This is a genomic window from Chroogloeocystis siderophila 5.2 s.c.1 (assembly GCF_001904655.1).
Taxonomy (GTDB): domain Bacteria; phylum Cyanobacteriota; class Cyanobacteriia; order Cyanobacteriales; family Chroococcidiopsidaceae; genus Chroogloeocystis; species Chroogloeocystis siderophila.
Genome location: NZ_MRCC01000013.1, coordinates 42,123 through 59,899 on the forward strand (window position 1 = coordinate 42,123; position 17,777 = coordinate 59,899).

General features: G+C 41.1%; 16 protein-coding genes and 1 pseudogene. 8 read left to right on the forward strand and 9 right to left on the reverse strand.

Annotation, left to right across the window (positions count from 1 at the left end; translation table 11 throughout):
* Positions 1–6 precede the first annotated feature (6 nt).
* From NIES1031_RS15890 to NIES1031_RS15900, 3 genes are read right to left on the reverse strand one after another with little or no spacing between them, the layout of a single operon-like run.
* Positions 7–324: a type II toxin-antitoxin system HicA family toxin gene (locus NIES1031_RS15890; protein ID WP_236738864.1), complete on the reverse strand. Its 318-nt coding sequence runs from the start codon at positions 322–324 to the stop codon at positions 7–9.
* On the reverse strand, positions 317–583 hold the full coding sequence (locus NIES1031_RS15895) for a type II toxin-antitoxin system HicB family antitoxin (RefSeq protein WP_073550501.1): 267 nt from the start codon (positions 581–583) through the stop codon (positions 317–319). Before NIES1031_RS15895 ends, NIES1031_RS15890 begins: the two co-directional genes overlap by 8 nt.
* 32 nt (positions 584–615) lie before the next feature.
* On the reverse strand, positions 616–1,188 hold the full coding sequence (locus NIES1031_RS15900; RefSeq protein ID WP_073550502.1) for a LysE family transporter: 573 nt from the start codon (positions 1,186–1,188) through the stop codon (positions 616–618).
* Positions 1,189–1,527: 339 nt separating this feature from the next.
* On the opposite strand from NIES1031_RS15900, the gene NIES1031_RS24440 reads away from it, so the two are divergent.
* The 3 genes from NIES1031_RS24440 to NIES1031_RS15910 are packed head-to-tail and all read left to right on the forward strand — an operon-like array spanning position 1,528 to position 4,281.
* Entirely contained in the window at positions 1,528–1,701 is a 174-nt protein-coding gene (locus tag NIES1031_RS24440; protein WP_178378158.1) for a hypothetical protein, read from the forward strand.
* A complete protein-coding gene (locus tag NIES1031_RS15905; RefSeq protein ID WP_073550503.1) occupies positions 1,698–3,767 on the forward strand; it encodes an AAA family ATPase in 2,070 nt (689 codons plus the stop codon). Before NIES1031_RS24440 ends, NIES1031_RS15905 begins: the two co-directional genes overlap by 4 nt.
* Positions 3,768–3,810: 43 nt before the next feature.
* On the forward strand, positions 3,811–4,281 hold the full coding sequence (locus NIES1031_RS15910; RefSeq protein ID WP_073550504.1) for a DNA phosphorothioation-associated protein 4: 471 nt from the start codon (positions 3,811–3,813) through the stop codon (positions 4,279–4,281).
* 11 nt (positions 4,282–4,292) lie between these two features.
* Here NIES1031_RS15910 and NIES1031_RS15915 read toward each other — a convergent pair whose 3' ends face one another.
* The 3 genes from NIES1031_RS15915 to NIES1031_RS15925 form a co-directional block, all read right to left on the reverse strand.
* Complete coding sequence (locus NIES1031_RS15915) at positions 4,293–5,477, reverse strand: DNA sulfur modification protein DndB (RefSeq protein ID WP_073550505.1); 1,185 nt, start codon at positions 5,475–5,477, stop codon at positions 4,293–4,295.
* 122 nt (positions 5,478–5,599) lie between these two features.
* Positions 5,600–6,471 (reverse strand): IS630 family transposase gene (locus NIES1031_RS15920; protein ID WP_143167793.1). Its coding sequence is split into 2 segments (ribosomal slippage): positions 5,600–6,142 and positions 6,145–6,471, totalling 870 coding nucleotides; the frame shifts between segments, so codons are not numbered across the junction.
* A gap of 67 nt (positions 6,472–6,538) precedes the next feature.
* Positions 6,539–8,107: a DGQHR domain-containing protein gene (locus NIES1031_RS15925; RefSeq protein ID WP_073550506.1), complete on the reverse strand. Its 1,569-nt coding sequence runs from the start codon at positions 8,105–8,107 to the stop codon at positions 6,539–6,541.
* 161 nt (positions 8,108–8,268) lie between these two features.
* On the opposite strand from NIES1031_RS15925, the gene dndC reads away from it, so the two are divergent.
* The gene (gene dndC, locus NIES1031_RS15930) at positions 8,269–9,921 is read left to right on the forward strand and encodes a DNA phosphorothioation system sulfurtransferase DndC (RefSeq protein ID WP_236738865.1); all 1,653 of its coding nucleotides are present in this window, start codon (positions 8,269–8,271) and stop codon (positions 9,919–9,921) included.
* Between the two features lie 81 nt (positions 9,922–10,002).
* Here the strand turns inward: dndC and NIES1031_RS15935 are convergent, their stop codons facing one another.
* Positions 10,003–10,515, reverse strand: a complete 513-nt coding sequence (locus tag NIES1031_RS15935; protein ID WP_073550507.1) for a hypothetical protein — start codon at positions 10,513–10,515, stop codon at positions 10,003–10,005.
* Between the two features lie 295 nt (positions 10,516–10,810).
* A complete protein-coding gene (locus NIES1031_RS15940; protein WP_073550508.1) occupies positions 10,811–11,362 on the reverse strand; it encodes a L,D-transpeptidase in 552 nt (183 codons plus the stop codon).
* A 304-nt stretch (positions 11,363–11,666) separates the two neighbouring features.
* On the opposite strand from NIES1031_RS15940, the gene dndD reads away from it, so the two are divergent.
* The 3 genes from dndD to NIES1031_RS15955 are packed head-to-tail and all read left to right on the forward strand — an operon-like array spanning position 11,667 to position 15,666.
* Positions 11,667–13,646, forward strand: coding sequence for a DNA sulfur modification protein DndD (gene dndD, locus NIES1031_RS15945; protein WP_073550509.1), 1,980 nt, complete (start codon positions 11,667–11,669; stop codon positions 13,644–13,646).
* Between the two features lie 58 nt (positions 13,647–13,704).
* Positions 13,705–14,091 carry a DNA sulfur modification protein DndE gene (gene dndE, locus NIES1031_RS15950; RefSeq protein WP_073550510.1) on the forward strand — a complete coding sequence of 129 codons (387 nt, stop codon included), beginning with the start codon at positions 13,705–13,707 and terminating at the stop codon, positions 14,089–14,091.
* A 54-nt stretch (positions 14,092–14,145) separates the two neighbouring features.
* Positions 14,146–15,666: a DNA phosphorothioation-associated putative methyltransferase gene (locus tag NIES1031_RS15955; RefSeq protein WP_073550511.1), complete on the forward strand. Its 1,521-nt coding sequence runs from the start codon at positions 14,146–14,148 to the stop codon at positions 15,664–15,666.
* A gap of 33 nt (positions 15,667–15,699) precedes the next feature.
* Here NIES1031_RS15955 and NIES1031_RS15960 read toward each other — a convergent pair.
* Positions 15,700–16,281, reverse strand: a pseudogene (locus tag NIES1031_RS15960) (Uma2 family endonuclease).
* 242 nt (positions 16,282–16,523) lie between these two features.
* Here NIES1031_RS15960 and NIES1031_RS15965 point away from each other — a divergent pair.
* Positions 16,524–17,738 (forward strand): AmpG family muropeptide MFS transporter, encoded by a 1,215-nt coding sequence (locus tag NIES1031_RS15965; protein ID WP_073550601.1) that lies wholly within the window; start codon positions 16,524–16,526, stop codon positions 17,736–17,738.
* Positions 17,739–17,777 lie beyond the last annotated feature (39 nt).

A 17,777-nucleotide genomic window follows, 5' to 3' on the forward strand; every position in this document is an offset into this window, starting at 1 on the left:
TAACATTTAACCGCGAATTGCGATTTTAGTGATTGAGCTTTGGCGGTTGGCTGCAATGATTTTTTGTTCTGTGCTGTGGGATCGCTTTTTCAACAAGCCTTCAATTTCTTCATCCGTTAATCCGAACTGTCTAAAAATTCGCAATACATAAGCAGGAGACATTTCTTTTGCTCCCATGTCAATTGGGACTACTCGTGTTTTACCTTCAACAACACGGGTATAAAGACTATGATCTCCGTTACCCTCTCGGTAAAAGGTGCAACCTACCTTTTCTAAAAGTTTAATTAATTGCTTTGGCTTGAGTGAGGGAATATTTTTAGGCATAAACTGCCCTAAATTCGTATACTTGTGATACTGGCTCCTTTGACTCAACAGTCAAAAACTCATGCAATTCCTTTATTGGAACGGGAGCGCAATAAACATCAGATTTAGACTCGTAAACATCTTGAAAAGACTCAATTGCCTCTTTTAATTTTTCGATGGTGCTATCCTGCGTTTCGCCTTGACTGACAATTCCATTTTCTAGACATAAGGCAACCCAATAACCGGCACTTTGTCGCAGAATAACGGTGTAAAAATCCATACTTCTGTTGAAATAACCTTGTGTTGTTAATTTTAGTCCAATACTATATTTTGCGCGTTACCCACATAGCTTAGCCTTGTTAAGGTTCGCTGCGAATTGCTGGAGGCTGTACCGAATCTTGAGGAGATACGTATGAACTCCAGAGGTTTCGTAGCGAGGAAAGAGCAAGGACTAAAAAGGCAATGGCACAAGCTCAGTAAGTTAAATTTGTCCAACATCTTGGCGATCGCTGCAACTTGTGGATTTGTGATTGATAGCAAAATACCAGAAAGCAAAGCATTTTTACTGTGAGTGTTTGTTCGATCGAGCTTGATACTGACTTCTTTATTTGCCTCTTGCCATGTATCTCGAGCTAGCCAAAGTAGATAGAGTACGCCAGCAATCCCAATTGGTAGACGTAATAAGTCCCATTGCAGAAGTAAGCCAACGCCTGCCAAACCTAGTACAGCCGAAAGCGCATCTCCTACAAGCGAACCAATTTGAACAGCTAATGCACCTTTGAACCCACCTCTGATTCCCTGTCGAATAGTCTCTGCAAAAACTGCTCCAGGTGCAGCATTAAAGATGAATCCTAAAAGTAATGCAGTAAAGAAAAGTGCGAACATTAAGTTTCCTCTATTGCAGTCACTTCATTAAGTGTGCGATGAGATATAAGAATAAGGATAGTTGTTATTGCTTATTTCAATAATTTAGAGTATATTTGAAATAGTAGGGTTATTTCTGAAATTTTTAATTTTGGATATATTCCCATTATGAAGAAAATCATTTACTAACTTAGATATTAACAGAAAGTAACCCCAAAAATAAAGCGATTTTTTGCTGAATTTATCAAAAATAAATAATTCCTAGCTGTGCTAAAGAAACAGTGTAAAAGTATCTTGATAGATGCGATCGCTACACAATACTGGGTTAAAATGTAGCATAAAGACTACGTATAAACCCAGATGCATCCAGAGGATAGTACAGCTGACGTACAAGAGCCAATCGATAAAGCACCAGCAGAAGTTAGGCAAATCATTGAACAGGTATGGAAGTTAGAAAAGAGCAGACTTGATAAAAAAAGTAACAGCCATATCAACGATGATATTTTGCGGATTGTCAAGGAAGCGGTGCGATGAAGTTAACTTCAATTCGGCTGTGTAACTTTCGTTCGTTTTATGGCAAAACACCGGAAATTGTACTTGCAGGCGGAACAAATCGCAATACGACAATTGTTCACGGTAACAATGGTGCGGGGAAAACAAGCTTCTTAAATGCCTTTACGTGGGTACTATACGAGAAGTTTAGTGCGGCGTTTGCATCAGCTGAACAACTTGTCAATAAACGGGCGATCGCTGAAGCAAATATCGGAGAAGCAATCGAATGCTGGGTAGAAATATTTTGGGAACATGACAACAAACGCTACCGCGTTAAACGCGAGTGTCGCGTGTATAAAAATGACACCAACTTTGACGCGGGTAAAACCCAGTTGTTTATGCAAATAGCTGGCGATGATGGACGATGGTATCCTTCACAACAGCATCCAGAAGATGTAATCAATCAGATTCTACCAGGCAGCCTACATCAATACTTTTTTTTCGATGGCGAACGAATTGAACAAATTGTGCGATCGGATAAGAAAGCAGAAATTGCTGAAGCAACCAAAATCTTTCTAGGCGTAAAAGTCATAGATAACTCAATTAAGCACCTAAGCGAAGCCAAAAAAACGCTAGAAAATGAATTAAAAGCGATTGGTGATGTCCAAACCAAACAACTTTTGAGAGAACGGCAAAAAATAGAAATTGAGATTGAACAAATTACACAGCGACAAAGTGAGATTACTCAAGAGTTAGAACATCAAAACACTTTTAAAAAAGAAACAAGTCACCGTCTACGCGAACTTGCTGCGGCGCAAGAATTACAGGAAAGACGGCAAAATTTAGAAAACCAGAAAACAACAAATCAAGAAGAACTACGAAAAAGTAAAGAAACTCTCAAGAAAACTATTTCTACACACGGTTACAGTGTACTACTAGCGTCAACAACAAATCTATTTCGAGAAATTATTGCAGAATTAAAGCAGCGCGGCGAGTTAACCGCAGGAATTTCGCAAGAATTTGTGCAAGAAATACTGCGCGATCGCCGTTGTATTTGTGGTACGCAACTAGACGATGGAAGTGATGCGCGTCAAAAGGTCAGCAACTTGTTAAATCAAGCTGGTTCTTCTGCTGTCCAAGAAACTGTGATTCGGACAATTGCCCAAGTTGACGAAATTGACAAACAAGCGATCGCTTTTTGGGAAGATGTTGATCGCGAACAATTACGTATTGGTCAATTAAGAGAAAGTATATCGCAAATTGAAGCTGAGTTAGATAATATTCAAGAACGTTTGCGTAAAGATCCCAGCGAAAAAATTCGCAATTTGCAACTTCGATTGGATGATATTGATAGAAACATAACTGAATTAAATATTGAACGCGGTGAAAAGAATCAGCGTTTTGATAGTTTAAAAACTGAAGCTGCTGAATTAGATAAGCAAATTGCAAAACAAAAATTTAATGAAGAAAGACAAGCACTAGCGCAACGACGTATTGCTGCAACTTTAGATGCAATTGAACGATTAAACGAAGTTAAACAACGCCAAGAGAAGCAGTTTCGTTTGCAATTAGAAAAACGCATTCAAGAAATATTTAATAAAATTTCTATTACGCCCTATATTCCTAAAATTAGTGAAAAATATGAACTTACATTAATAGAAAATACTTCTGGAGTAGAAGCACCTGTTGCGGCTTCTACAGGTGAAAATCAAATACTTAGTTTATCATTTATTGGTAGCATCATCAACAAAGTGCGCGAGTGGAGTGAAAGAAAAATGTTGATGGTGGCTGATGGTAGTACATTTCCCATAGTGATGGACTCGCCGTTTGGAAGTTTAGATGAAACTTATCGGCGACAAATTGCCAAGATTATTCCACAATTAGCCAATCAGTTGATTGTATTAGTAAGTAATACCCAGTGGCGTGGAGAAGTCGAAACAGAAATGACTTCAAGAATTGGTAGGGAATATGTCCTAACTTACTATTCTTCTAAACCAGATTGTGAAGAGGATACGATTGAAATTACAGGACAAGAGTATCCTTTAGTTAGACAAAGTCCTAATGAGTTTGAGTATACTGAAATTCTTGAGGTAAATCGCAATGGTTGAATGCAACTACTGCGCTACAAATTATTAAAAAGCTTTAAAAAAAATGGTAGAAACTGGCAGAATCAGAGTAGCAAAAGACAAAGCTGACTTAGTTAAATTTTTAATATCCACTGATGGTAGAACAGGTCCTTTTCAGACTTATGTTGATATAATTGTCTTTGCTGCTGCTTTGGGTGCAAAGCACAACAAACGAGTACCTTTAGGAGAGATTTCCAAAAGAGAACCGTCTCCTATTCCACAAGAACAGTTTATTGTTCGCGGATATGACACAGTCATTAATCTTATAGCAATTACTGAAACCAAAAATTTAAGCGTTTTATCTTTTAGTGAAAATCAAAGTCGTGAAAAACGTAATTATATTTTTGAAGAATATGCCAATGGAGGACTAGAAATATTACAATCAGAGTTTCGAGGTGCGGTTGACTATTCAGAACGAATTTTACTGATTCTCAGTTCAGAACGAGTCGAACATAAGAAAGATAGTGAATTTGATCTGAGTAGATTTTTATCTTGAATTAAATATTATTAATTATTAATAAACTTTATCCATCCCAGCTTGACTTTTACAGTGTTAACTGCGGCGGCGATCGCACTTCCACCAAAAGATACTTTATAAGGTTTTGCTGGATTTTTGGGTTTAAGATCTATCCTAACTATATTATCTCGCCAAAGTTCATTTTCTCTTGACCAATCTAGCTGTGCTAGTTGCGAAATTTTTGTTTGATTAAAATAATTATCTTCTTGAGCGTAAGTATGATAAAGCAATCTTCCTAAAACTTCTAAACCAGCACTTACACCAAGTAGACATTCTTCCTTAAATCTACTTATATCATCAACAGTTAAATTCTGATGAGCTTTTTCAACAATATACCGCGTGTGGTGACACTCCAAGAAAAATTGATTAAGACACTCAGCTAGAGATCCGCTTACTGCTTCTACCTCGTAATTTTTCAATTCATCGGCTGGATCGTTAGCAAAAACACAACTGACAAATCTAGCAACGTAATTTGTGGTGTAAATTAGCTTACTTTTAGTTGCAGGATTTGATTTAATTTTCTCTGTCTTGTCTTGAAACATTGAAACTCTGTTAATTAATTCTTTGGTAATACCAACTCGACCAGAGTATTCACCAAATGACAATAACAAAGATTTATTTAGCGGTCTCGTTTGTGCCATATCTTTGAAGTCGATTTGACACTGATGCTTATCCGCCTCTAAAATTAAAGTAATCGGAAAATCATCATCACCAATCAAGTGGCTTTCATTACCTAAAACTAGTTCTTGAATTGCACTTTTACGATGTTGTCCATCGGTAATATCTAATTTAACTTTATTAGGAATAACGACGATACAAAGTCCTCTACCTAATTCATGGACTATAATATTGTGTTCATCAACATTGGTGGTAATTGTTCCTAAAACCCAAGGTCGATTTGCTTTAGTGCGTTCGACAACATATGTTTTGATTTCCTCCGCATGACCTTTAACTTCTGGGCGATTTTTACCCGAATCAGGATCGTTGTCAGTAGATGGCATCGCTTGGAGAAGAATAGGCAAATCTCTGGCTGGAACATTGATTTGCACCATTTTTCGCTTTCCTTGCTGAAAAATTAACCCAGGATAGCACCGTTCGCGATGATACTTTGAAAAATAAGGCTCAAGTAGCAAATCAAGTCGCTGATGATTGATATCTTCTGGCGCTTCTACCATAGAAAAGTTTATCTAAGTTAGTAAAGATTAGCCTACATGATAAGTAGTATTTATACATTATGACATCAGTAAAAGCCACAAGAGAAAACGCTTTGCGAATGCTACAGCAAGCCGCAGATAGATTAAGACGTTTGAGCGAAGGCTTGATCCACAACCTGTCGAAAGGGCAGACCGGACTGAATCTGTTTTCGCATTCGATTTTTCAAAACAAACCATTGATGCTCAATCGGATTCAAATCGGGCGAGTAAGGGGAGAGGTAGAGCAGGTGGCAACCGGCTTGCTGAATGAGCGTCTCGATGCGGCCGCCTTTGTGGAATGAAGCATTGTCGCAGATGAGGACACTGCCAGGGGACAAAACCGGCAACAAGGACTGCTCCAACCAGGCTTCAAACACGGCTCGATTACAGTATCCCTCATAGGTCATGGGGGAGATTAGGGTGTGCTCATGCCAAGCTGCGATGAAACTGACCCGCTCAGTGCGCGTCCCTCGACGCTCAGCTTGGAAGCGTTCCCCCCGAGGGCACCAACCGTATCCATAATCTTCGGTATCATCAATACCGGCCTCCTCAAGATAGACCCGTTGAGATTTGTCGAACGCGGCCAGTTGAGTCAGGAACGCTTGGCGTTTGGCTGCATCCCGTTCCTGGTAGGCATAGGTCTTTTTTTTCGCGTGAATCCGATGCGTTTAAGGGCTCGACCAATGGTGTCTTCGCTGATTTCATCCGGCCAAAGCTGGGCCATCTCGGCCTGAGTTTTTTCCCCATTCGCTTCAGCAAACTTGCGGAAGGCTTGCCAGTCGGTAATTTTATGACTATGACCGCGTTGATAGCCTTGTTTGGCTGCAATCTCACCACTTTCCCGATAGCGTTTCTTCCACTCGCTCAAAGAACTTCGGCTAATGCCAAACATAGTCTTGACCGCGGCAATTGAATGCCCCGATGCGATTGCCGCTAAAGCTTTCTCTCGCAAGTCAGCACTGTAAGGAGAGGCCATCAGATAATCCTCAAGGAACACTCAGTGCTCATTCTATCTGATTTGACCTCACTGCGGATTGCTATAATTATAAAATTGGTGGTAATCCCACTGCTTTTGGTTCTACAAACTGACCATCAAAACTGATCGCCTGTGTTTCGACAGTCCTTGCATCTGCTATAGCTTTGCGGAGTTGGGCGCGTTCCATCGGTTCTTGGATGCCGCCGAGAATGTAAACGATTAACTTTGCTGCTAAATCACGACCTGCAACTTGTATACGCTTTTTATTTGGGTCGTACAAAACACCGTACCAAAGCGATCGCGGATATTCCATTCCACTAAAACCGCCTTCTAAGTCAAACTTGTGGAGTTTCTTAAAGATGTCTTTGAGTGAGAAACCTTTTTTGAAGACTAAAATTCCCAAAGCTTGCGCTAAAGCAACTTGTCCAACAGGGCGAAACAGCATATTTCCTTCACCGCCATCCTTCTCGAAACTAAAGCGTCGTAGTAACGGTGTTTCTTCCGCTTCGAGTACCCGATAACTTGGTAGAGTCGCTAAATAATCAAATAACTTTTGAAACTCTATCATTCCCGCCTCAAGTTCTTTATCGTGTGGGCGTATCGGAATTAACTTTTTATCTAGCGGTTTCCAATGTAAAAACTTTTGTCCAAGATATCTCTCTGACATCTCTTTTAGTGCTTGTAGCGTTGTCAAAACTGTAGACTTAGTAGCAACTGTGGCGCTATTCCAATTAACACGTGGTTTTCGCGTGCTTCTTTGTTCTAACAATGGATGCTTCGTCGCAATTTTCCTGGCAACAATCGAAAACCCATCATCTTCGTTTAACTGCGCTAATTGACCTTTTGTTAAAGGGACAGCCATTAAGTTGACATGAACAAAAATCGATCTTACTCGTCGTCTTGCTTGTTCGCGAGTTTCGCCTTTCTCGACTGCACAGATAAACTCAATTCCTATTTTTTCTTGAGGTAAACTTTCCAAATAATCAACATCTACTTGATAATGCTCAATTAAATCATTTAAAGTAATGACACTACCATCAGGAGTTTTGTCTTTGCGATAACGCTGAAGTTGATGCGTCTCAATTAACTCCATCAATCCTTGTACTCCCATCAAGCGGTGTTGACCGTCAAGTGCATAGATAGTGTTTTCTGGTGCAAAATTCAGTAAACCTACGCTTCCATCACGGTCTAAAGGTCTAAAATCAATAGTAGATTTTAAGGCACGTCCTTCACGATCCCATTGTGCTGCTTCAGGATTATCTACCCAAGATTGATTGATGACAACAAGTACTGGCGGAAACTTGTGGTTTTTCCATGCGGCTAAATATTGTACGAGTGGTATCTGACGCGACCAATCAAGCGGACGCTGGTGAATTTCTGAGATAGTATCCGCATCGACTTCCACATTGCCTGTTGTAGGATTATGTTTAGGCTGAAGTAGCGGTAAACACGATGCAAAGTACACTTGCTGCGCAAACCACTCCAAGGTAACTGACCCTAAGTAAGCTTGAGTACGACCCATCATTGTTGTTTGCACGAAGATTTGATCTAAATGCTGCGCTAATAACGAAGCCAATTCTGCTGGTGTGTTCTCTGGGCGATATTTACCAGTAGTATCAGCTACTTTCTTACTCATAATTTCTGAAACTAGAAGTTCTCATAAAGCTTAAGCTACCCAGAAATTGATCGTTGAAAGTTTTTAAAAACCTTTAAACTTGACAATACAGCAGTTACCTTAAAAATATTTAAGGTTTATGTAACCACGCAGTCGCATGAGTTCAGTAGAGAAGGATAAAAATGTCTACACCACAACAGAAACCAAAAGAAGCGGAAACTTCGCGTCTACAGCCCTTTGGGCATCCTGCGGCGGGCGGCGTCCGTCACGATGCGAAAGTTTTCAAGACAGGCGATCAAGCACGGACTGTGGCAGACTTGGTGGCAGATATTCAAGCTCTCACCGCTGAAATTCAAGAATTATACTGTTTAGACGAGATACCTTGGTGTATAGGCTATAGTGGTGGAAAAGACAGCACGGCGACTTTACAACTCGTGTGGAATGCGATCGCCTCTCTCCCGCCTGAAAAGCGAACTAAAACAATTCACGTTATCACGACAGATACGTTAGTAGAAAATCCAATTGTTGCAGCTTGGGTTAGTCGTTCACTTCAACACATGAAACAAGCAGCACAACAACAAGGAATGCCGGTTGAACCACATTTACTTTATCCCGCAATTAAAGAGACATTTTGGGTCAATTTAATTGGTAAAGGTTATCCTGCGCCGCGTAACCGATTTAGATGGTGTACTGAACGGTTAAAGATTCAACCCTCGGATAACTTTATTCGGGCAATGATTCGCGCAAGTGGAGAAGTCGTACTTGTACTGGGTACGCGCAAAAGCGAAAGTGTAAAACGCGCAACCAATATGGCAAAACATCGTGAGTGGCGAATACGCGATCGCCTCAACACAAATCCCAACCGACCTAACTCACTTATTTATCTCCCAATTGAAGATTGGCATACCGATGAAGTTTGGATCTATCTCAACCAATGGCAAAATCCTTGGGGATATAGCAACAAAGATTTATTTACTATGTATCGCGGCGCAACCGCAGACAATGAGTGCCCGCTTGTTGTTGATACTTCTACTCCTAGCTGTGGCGATTCGCGGTTTGGCTGCTGGGTTTGCACAATGGTGAGTAAAGATAAATCGATGGAGGCGATGATCCAAAACGATGAAGAGAAAGAATGGATGCAGCCGTTACTCGATATCCGTAATGAACTTGATGTCAAAGACGATCGCGACAAACGAGACTTTCGCCGGATTTGGGGGCAAGTACAACTTTTTGAACGCAATGTCGATGGTGAAGTTTCTGTAGAACCGATTCCAGGTCCTTATACCAAATACTGGCGCGAGTATTGGCTAAAGAAAGTGCTACAAGCACAAACACAAATTCGCCACACTGCGCCAGAAAGTATGCGTGATATTACTTTAATTACACCAGAAGAACTCAGTGAAATTCGTCGGATTTGGTTAGAAGACAAGCACGAATTTGACGATAGCTTACCGCGAATTTATCAAGAGGTGACGGGTGAACCTTTTCGCGATCCACGCCCAGGAAGCGATCGCACTTTACTTGGTAGCGATGAATGGGCTGTATTAGAAGAAATCTGTGATGATGACGCAATGCATCTCGAACTAATGGCAAAGCTTCTCGATACCGAACGCCAGTATCGCACAATGGCGCGTCGTAATGGCATTTTTGAAGCATTAGAAAAGTGCTTTGAAACAAGTTCGCGTTCTAAAGAAGAAGCGATCGCCAACGCCCACTACAAACGCGACTTGAAAAACGCTGCTGAACAAGGCAATATCGAAACCGTCAAGCAGTTAACCTGGGCTAGCTTAAAATTCCAAGCTACAGCCGGAGATGAAAAGTTACTAAGTGATTAAAATCACTGCATATGATTATAATTTTGATACAGTTCAGATAAGGCTGAACTGTATACGACAACTAAGATCGATAGCGACTACTTACCAAAGAGCACGAACGCCTTCACCAGCAGGTTGGGTGCTTCCAGCAGCGCCATTATCGTCATTGTTATCCGTGTCTGTATCGGTTGGTGCTCCTACTCCAGGGGTAGTTGTATCAGGAGTTGTTGCGTCTGGTGTTGTCGTTCCTGGGACAGTAGGATCAGTCCCTAAACCAGGAGTTGTTGCATCTGGAGTGGTTGTTCCTGGTGCAGTCGGGTCGGTCGGTTGTCCTACACCTGGAGTGGTTGTTCCTGGTGCAGTCGGGTCGGTCGGTTGTCCTACACCTGGAGTGGTTGTTCCTGGTGCAGTCGGGTCGGTCGGTTGTCCTACACCTGGAGTGGTTGTTCCTGGTGCAGTCGGGTCGGTCGGTTGTCCTACGCCTGGAGTGGTTTGTGCAACAACGCTTTGAATGAAATTAGTTTGATTTAAAGCGGGGACAGCAAGGATTGCAGCGCCAGCAAATCCTAAAAAACCTGTAAGCTTGAGCAGCATTTGGCGTTTCCGTGTTTGCATTGATTTCTCCTCAAAATACACACTAAGAACAAGGCGAACTATCGAATAAATGTCATTAAGTTTCGCCTGAGGTAGGTTCGTAAAAGTAGAACCAAGAATTTTTACTCAGTTTAGGGAGATGTGTTAAAAATTTTCTCTTCCTTGAGTCGTAGTTTGTGCTTTTGATACGTTTTGTTTATCAAAACTAATCCGTGTGTAATTCGATTATTTTTTGACTTGTAAAGCTCAAGTTGAATGACAAATACAAGTAGTTGTTTATACACTCAAAGCAGCGAGGAATTATGTGATGATTGAGCTATTCCACAACTGTGACAAGAGTGCCTAATTTCACTTGACTGAATAACTCTTCAACATCTTCGTTGTACATCCGAATACAACCGTGAGAAGCTGCTGTACCTACAGATTCAGAATTAGGAGTACCATGAAAACCGATTGAATTTCTGCCATCACTCCAGAACCCAATCCAATACGACCCCAGAGGATTTTCGGGATGTCCGCCTGGAATTCTCTCATCCGTTAAGGGACTAATCCAAGTAGGATTTTTTAACATTTGACCTACGCGAAAATTACCAGTCGGAGTTTCCCAGCCAGGACGACCTACTGCAATAGGATAGCTTTTAATCGGTGTTTCTCCCTGATACAGAGTAACCTTACGGCTATTTAGCTGAATCTTTAACCTTAAAGGCGGAGTCACGCGATTGACTGGCTGATTAGTGGGGGGTTGAGGGATCGCCGCTTGGGTGACAGTCGGCTGCGATTCTGATAAATTTTGCTGATGAGCAATCTGGTGAGTAGCGACATTGATTGCTACTACTACACCCGCCACTGCAAATAGTTGCTTGATCATCTGAAAAATTTAGTTTCTGGGTAAAAACAACTATTTTATCTAGAAAGCAGCAAGCTTAGCCATAAAACATCTGACGTAGGTTAGAAAATCAAGGCGATTATTTGTTAAAATGACTTTCTTACAAGTACTTTACTCGATCGTTAAAAACAGGTATATTGCACCAAATTTTAATAATATTAATTAGGGTTATTATTATTTTTTACAGTGTTAAAATCATTAAATATGAGATGAATATTAAATTCTGACAATCAGTTATCAACTATTAAATTCTAGCTTTACAATTATAATATTCAAGATAAAAAAAGTGATATTTATTGAACTTGTATTACAAAATTTTGGTCCTTACCTAGGACGACAAGTTATTAACTTGCGTCCCAAAGAAGATGAGCGGTTTTGCCCGATTATTTTATTTGGTGGGATGAATGGTGGCGGAAAAACTACGCTTATGGATGCAATTCGTCTTGCTTTATACGGACAGCGCGCTCAATGTTCTACACGGGGTAACTTGAGTTATCCTGACTTTTTAACACAATCAGTTAACCGTTACACTGCCATTGGCGAACAAACTGCAATTGAATTAGCTTTTGAAAGTATTTTAGATAATGTCCAAGTTGAATTTCGGATTAAACGCAGTTGGACTAAAAACCCTCGTAATGGTAAAGATACATTAGGTATTTTAGTTGATGATTGGCCTGATAGTGCCTTGGCTCAAATTTGGGATGAACGAATTGAAGATTTACTTCCTTTAGGAATTTCAAATTTATTTTTATTCGATGGCGAACAAGTTAAAGAGTTAGCCGAACAAGATGTACCTACTCCAATGGTTGTTGAAGCAATTCGCTCTTTGCTTGGGTTAGAATTAGCTGAACGATTGGCCACAGATATAGAAATTTTAGTGAATCGGCGACGCAAACTTATTGCCAATAGTCAAGCACTCATAACTTTAGAAGATATTGAACAAAAACTGAATCATCAGCAAAAAGAATATCAAATTGCCAAAGACCATTTAGCAACAATTCAAGATAAATTAACTTATGCGCAAAAGCAACAGCAAGAAGCTTCAGATAAATTTATTCTAGAAGGTGGTAAAATTGCGGCTGAACGCAGTCAACTAGAAATTCAGTTATGTTATCAGCAAAAAGCAGTCACACGCCACCGTGATGCGCTTACTGAATTAGCTAGTGGAATTTTACCCTTGAGTTTGATATCACCGCTACTCGTTCAAGCGCATACTCAAGTACAACAAGAATACCGACAACAGCAAGCACAAGTGAGTAAAGATGTATTATCTGAGCAAGAGCAAAAATTTTTGCAATACGTTACTCAAATAGGATTAGACAGCGAGCAATTTGAAAAAATTAAATTATTTTTCAAGCAAGAAATTGAAACTTTAAAACAAGATATTCAATTGCAAGAATTATGGTTATTAGCTGATGAAGAAAGTATTTTTCAACTTAATCAAATCCTTACCCGTGATTTAGCAGATTCGCAGTCTTTAGCAAAAAAACAACTTAATAATCTCAAAATTCAAGAAGAAAATTTAGCAGCAATTGAAAGTCAACTAGCTGTCGCGCCTGCACCAGAAGTTTATGAACAATTAGGTGATGCAGTTAAATTTGCTCAAAGTGAACTTGCTAACGTTAAAGCAGCTTACGAGTTAGCAAGAAGACGATGTGACGAATTAGCAACAGTTATTGAAAATACGAAAAAAGAGTTAGCACAATATAGCGAGGAAAATATTGATAGAAAAAATGACGAACATATTATTACCGCATCAACTAAAGTACAAGCAACACTGAAACTATTTCGAGAAAAACTGACGTTGCGCAAACTAAATCAATTAGAGTCTGTGATTACAGAGTGTTTTTTATATTTGCTGCATAAGTCGGATTTGGTGCATCGAGTTGCAATTGATACGGATACTTTTAGTCTTTCGCTTTATGATTTTCAAGGACAATTAGTACCAAAACATCGTCTTTCTGCAGGAGAAAAGCAATTACTCGCGATCGCGCTATTGTGGGGACTCGCGCGTGTCTCAGGGCGCAACCTCCCAATTGCGATTGATACACCATTAGGGCGACTGGATTCTTCGCACCGCAATAACTTAGTTGAACGTTACTTTCCTTTTGCAAGTCACCAAGTCATGCTGTTTTCCACAGATACTGAAATCGGTAAAAATGAAGTTGAACAACTCCGTGCCAACAATGCGATCGCCCGTGAATATCTTCTAAAATACGATTCAGCAAAACGTTGCACCACCATCGAACCTGGTTATTTCTGGTAACTAGTAATTAGTTTTGAATTTTGAATTACAAAGAATTTTCTTAACTCACCCCTCTCTGATGGAACCACCACTTGATCGCATTCATTTATCACAAACGGCAAAAGACCAATTAACTAAACTTAAACGTATCACTAAAATTGACCAGTGGAATATTTTGTGTCGCTGGGGATTTTGTCGGTCGCTGGCGGAACCTGCTATTCCGTCACCAGTACCAATTCCTGCGGATAGTAACGTAGAGATGACGTGGCGCGTGTTTGGTGGAGAACTATCAGATATCCTAGCGATCGCTTTGAAACAACGCTGTCACAATGATGGCTTGGGTACTGATAAGGAAACGTTAGCAACACAGTTTCGCCTACACTTGCATCGCGGGATTGGTTATCTAGCAGGCGATCTGAATATCAAGAAAATCGAGGATTTAATCGAATTAGCTTTGTCGAAATGAAGCTTTCATTGATCAAATTTGCTTCTATAATTAAACACAAAAGTTTGATTTGTCATGGAAGCTCTGGAAATTGAACGTCATAGAGCAGCGATCGCGCGTACTGATTTATCACGTCCGGTGCGATTAGCTATAGAATGGGCGATTATAAATAACGATACCACGTTCTTTGATTACGGTTGCGGCTACGGTGGTGATGTTGAGCGCTTAGCAGCACGTCATTATACCTGTGCGGGGTGGGACCCGTACTACCGCCCTGATACGCCGCGTACGCCTGCGGATATTGTTAATTTGGGCTATGTTCTCAACGTCATTGAAGATCCCGAAGAACGCCGCGAAGCGCTGTGTCAAGCTTGGAACCTGACACAGAAAGTTTTAATTGTTGCTGCCCAAGTTTTAATTCATGACCGCAGCAATGCCAAAATTGCTTATGGTGATGGCATTGTGACTCGCCGCAATACGTTTCAGAAATATTACGAGCAAGAAGAGTTAAAATTATACATTGATGAAGTTCTGCAAGTTGATGCTGTCCCTGTCGCGTTAGGAATTTACTTTGTCTTTCGCGATGACACTGAAAAAGAAAGCTTCCGGGCTTTACGCTTTCGTTCGCAGAGTTTGACACCGCGCGTCCGCACGCCGAGTAAGCGGTTTGAAGATTATCAAGAACTCTTAACGCCACTGATTGATTTTGTTACCGAGCGCGGCAGATTACCTGTTAAAGGTGAATTAGCGGAAACTTCGCGTCTACAGCCCTTTGGGCATCCTGCGGCGGGCGGCGTCTGTCACGATGCGAAAGTTTCCAAGACAGCAGCACAAAGCGAGATATTACTCGAATTTGGGACTTTTCGCCGCGCTTATAATGTGATTTTGCAAGCGACCGATGAAGCCGAATGGGATGCGATCGCCTACCGTCGTTCACTGGATATTTTGGTATATCTTGCCTTAACACAGTTTGGTAAACGTCCTGGATTTAACCAGCTTGCACCCGAACTTCGTCAAGACATCAAAGCCTTTTTTGGTACGTATCAAGAAGCTTGCCAAGTTGCGGATAAAATGCTGTTCAGCTTAGGAAAACCTGGTGTTGTTGCCCAAACGTGCAAGCAAAGTAAAATTGGTAAACTCTTACCAACAGCATTATATGTCCATGTTTCGGCGTTATCCGAACTCGACCCATTACTGCGAATATATGAAGGTTGCGCTAGCCGCACGATTGGACGCATGGATAATGCAACATTAGTTAAATTTTATACTAATAAACCTAAAATATCGTATCTTTTCTATCCAGATTTTGATACAGAGGCGCATCCTGCATTACACACGAGTATGCAAATTGACTTACAAAACCTCAATGTGGTCTATCGCGAGTATGACACTGTGGCAAATCCGCCAATTCTACATCGCAAAGAAACTTTGGTGACACCAAGTTATCCGCTGTACGAAAAATTTGCGAAATTGACACGGCGCGAAGAAAAGTTAGGGTTATTCAAGAACACGCGCACAATTGGAACTCGTGATGGTTGGCAACAGTGGTTAGAAGAAAAGGGTGTAGAGATTAAAGGCGATCGCATTTCTAAATGACGCCTATAGTTTACTCATTAGTTAAAATGCTAATCACGCCTCAAATCGTTCAACTTGTAGGGTAAACCCACGTAGCACATCTTCACCCGACAGTTGCGTAGGCAGCGATCGCGTTTCTTTAACTTGTCCTAATCGATAAATTTCTACTTGTTGATCTTGAGGATTAAATAGCCAGCCTAGACGCACACCGCTATCAAGGTATTCTTGCATCTTAGCCTGAAACATTTCCAGGGAATTGGTTGGAGAACGCAACTCTAAGACAAAATCTGGTACAATTGGCGGAAACTTTTGCCGTTGTTCTAGCGTGAGTGCTTCCCAGCGAGATAACTCGATCCAGGCTGCGTCAGGCGAGCGATCGCCACCACCAGGTAGCTTAAAAATTGTTGACGAACTAAAAACTTTTCCGAGTTGCGTTTGACGATTCTAAATTGCCAAATCAGTACCGAGTTCGAGTTCGCGGTTGCCACTGTTGCCGCCTACAGGTGGCATGGTAATTAAACTTCCACTGGCATTGCGTTCGACTCGAAGCTTTGGATTCGAGATGCAGAGTTGATAAAACTGTTCATCAGTCAAATGAACTGATTGCAGGTTTAGAGTCAGAGGCAAAGTGAGCATACAAGTCATTTTGCCGAACTGCAACTATTTGCGATAAAGTCGTGTACTTGAATTTAGCATATCGCGTCTGTAATTGAGATTAAGGACTTCTTGTGCAAAGAAGCAATTTCATTCCCAATAGTGAAATTAGTTAAACTACTTGCGATAACATTTGTTCTCAATCCAAAATCTAAAATCCAAAGTTATACAAGGTGGAAAGCGTGGCTAATCGATCGCTACTGCAAGTCTTTCAAAGCCGCAAGATGGTGGCTTTACTACTACTGGGGGTTTCATCGGGTTTGCCGTTGCTACTCACAAGTAAAACACTGCAAGCGTGGATGACTGTCGAAGGAGTCGATTTAAAATCGATTGGGTTGTTTAGTTTGGTCGCTTTACCGTATTCTCTCAAATTTCTCTGGGCACCTATACTTGATCGCTTTGCGTTGCCATTTTTGGGGCGACGGCGCGGCTGGTTAATTGCACTGCAAATTGGGTTGATTTTAGCGATCGCCTTCATGGGATTTCAACAACCCGCGCAAGCGTTGCAACTACTCGCGATTAATGCCTTATTTGTCGCTTTTTTCAGTGCTACACAAGATATCGCTGGCGATGCTTACCGCGCAGATATTCTAGCCGAAAAAGAAATGGGCGCAGGTGCAGCTGTCTTTGTCCTAGGTTATCGCGTCGCCTTACTGATTACAGGTTCTTTGGCACTCATCTTAGCAGATCGCATTTCTTGGACAAGTGTTTATCTGCTCATCGCATCGGTGATGATCGTCGGTGTGATTGGTACTCTCATTGCACCCGAACCCGAAGGACACATTCAACTTCCCGCCTCGCTATCCGAAGCAGTATTGTTACCTTTCGGCGAATTTTTTCAACGCTTGGGCGCACTAACGGGATTCTTCATTTTATGTTTTATCGTCCTCTATAAACTCGGTGATGCCTTAGTCAATAATATGTCTACGCCCTTTTTACTACAAATTGGGTTTACACAAACCGATATTGGCGCGATTCAAGGAGGAATGGGATTAATAGCCACAATCGTTGGGGCGCTGGTAGGGGGGGCAATTTTAAGTAAAATTGGGATTAATCGCTCGTTGTGGCTCTTTGGTGGCTTGCAAGCTATTAGTAACCTCGCGTATTTTATGCAAGCGCAACTAGGAAGAAACTACCCCTTCATGGTACTAACCATTAATATTGAAAACTTTTGTGCAGGCTTGGGAACTGCTGCATTTGTTGCTTTTTTAATGAGTTTGTGCAATCAAAGATTTTCGGCAACGCAGTATGCATTACTCTCTAGTTTGATGGCTGTTAGTCGTGATATTCTGGTCGCCCCCGCTGGTGCCTTGGCAGAAGCCACCGGATGGTCTTTGTTTTTTATTATTAGTATCGTCGCTGCAATTCCAGGATTGTTATTACTTCCAGTGTTTGCACCGTGGAACCCGAAACCTGTAACTGTCCCCAAACCAAGATGAGAAGAATAACGAAATAATTCAGTTGTAGGATGGAAGAAG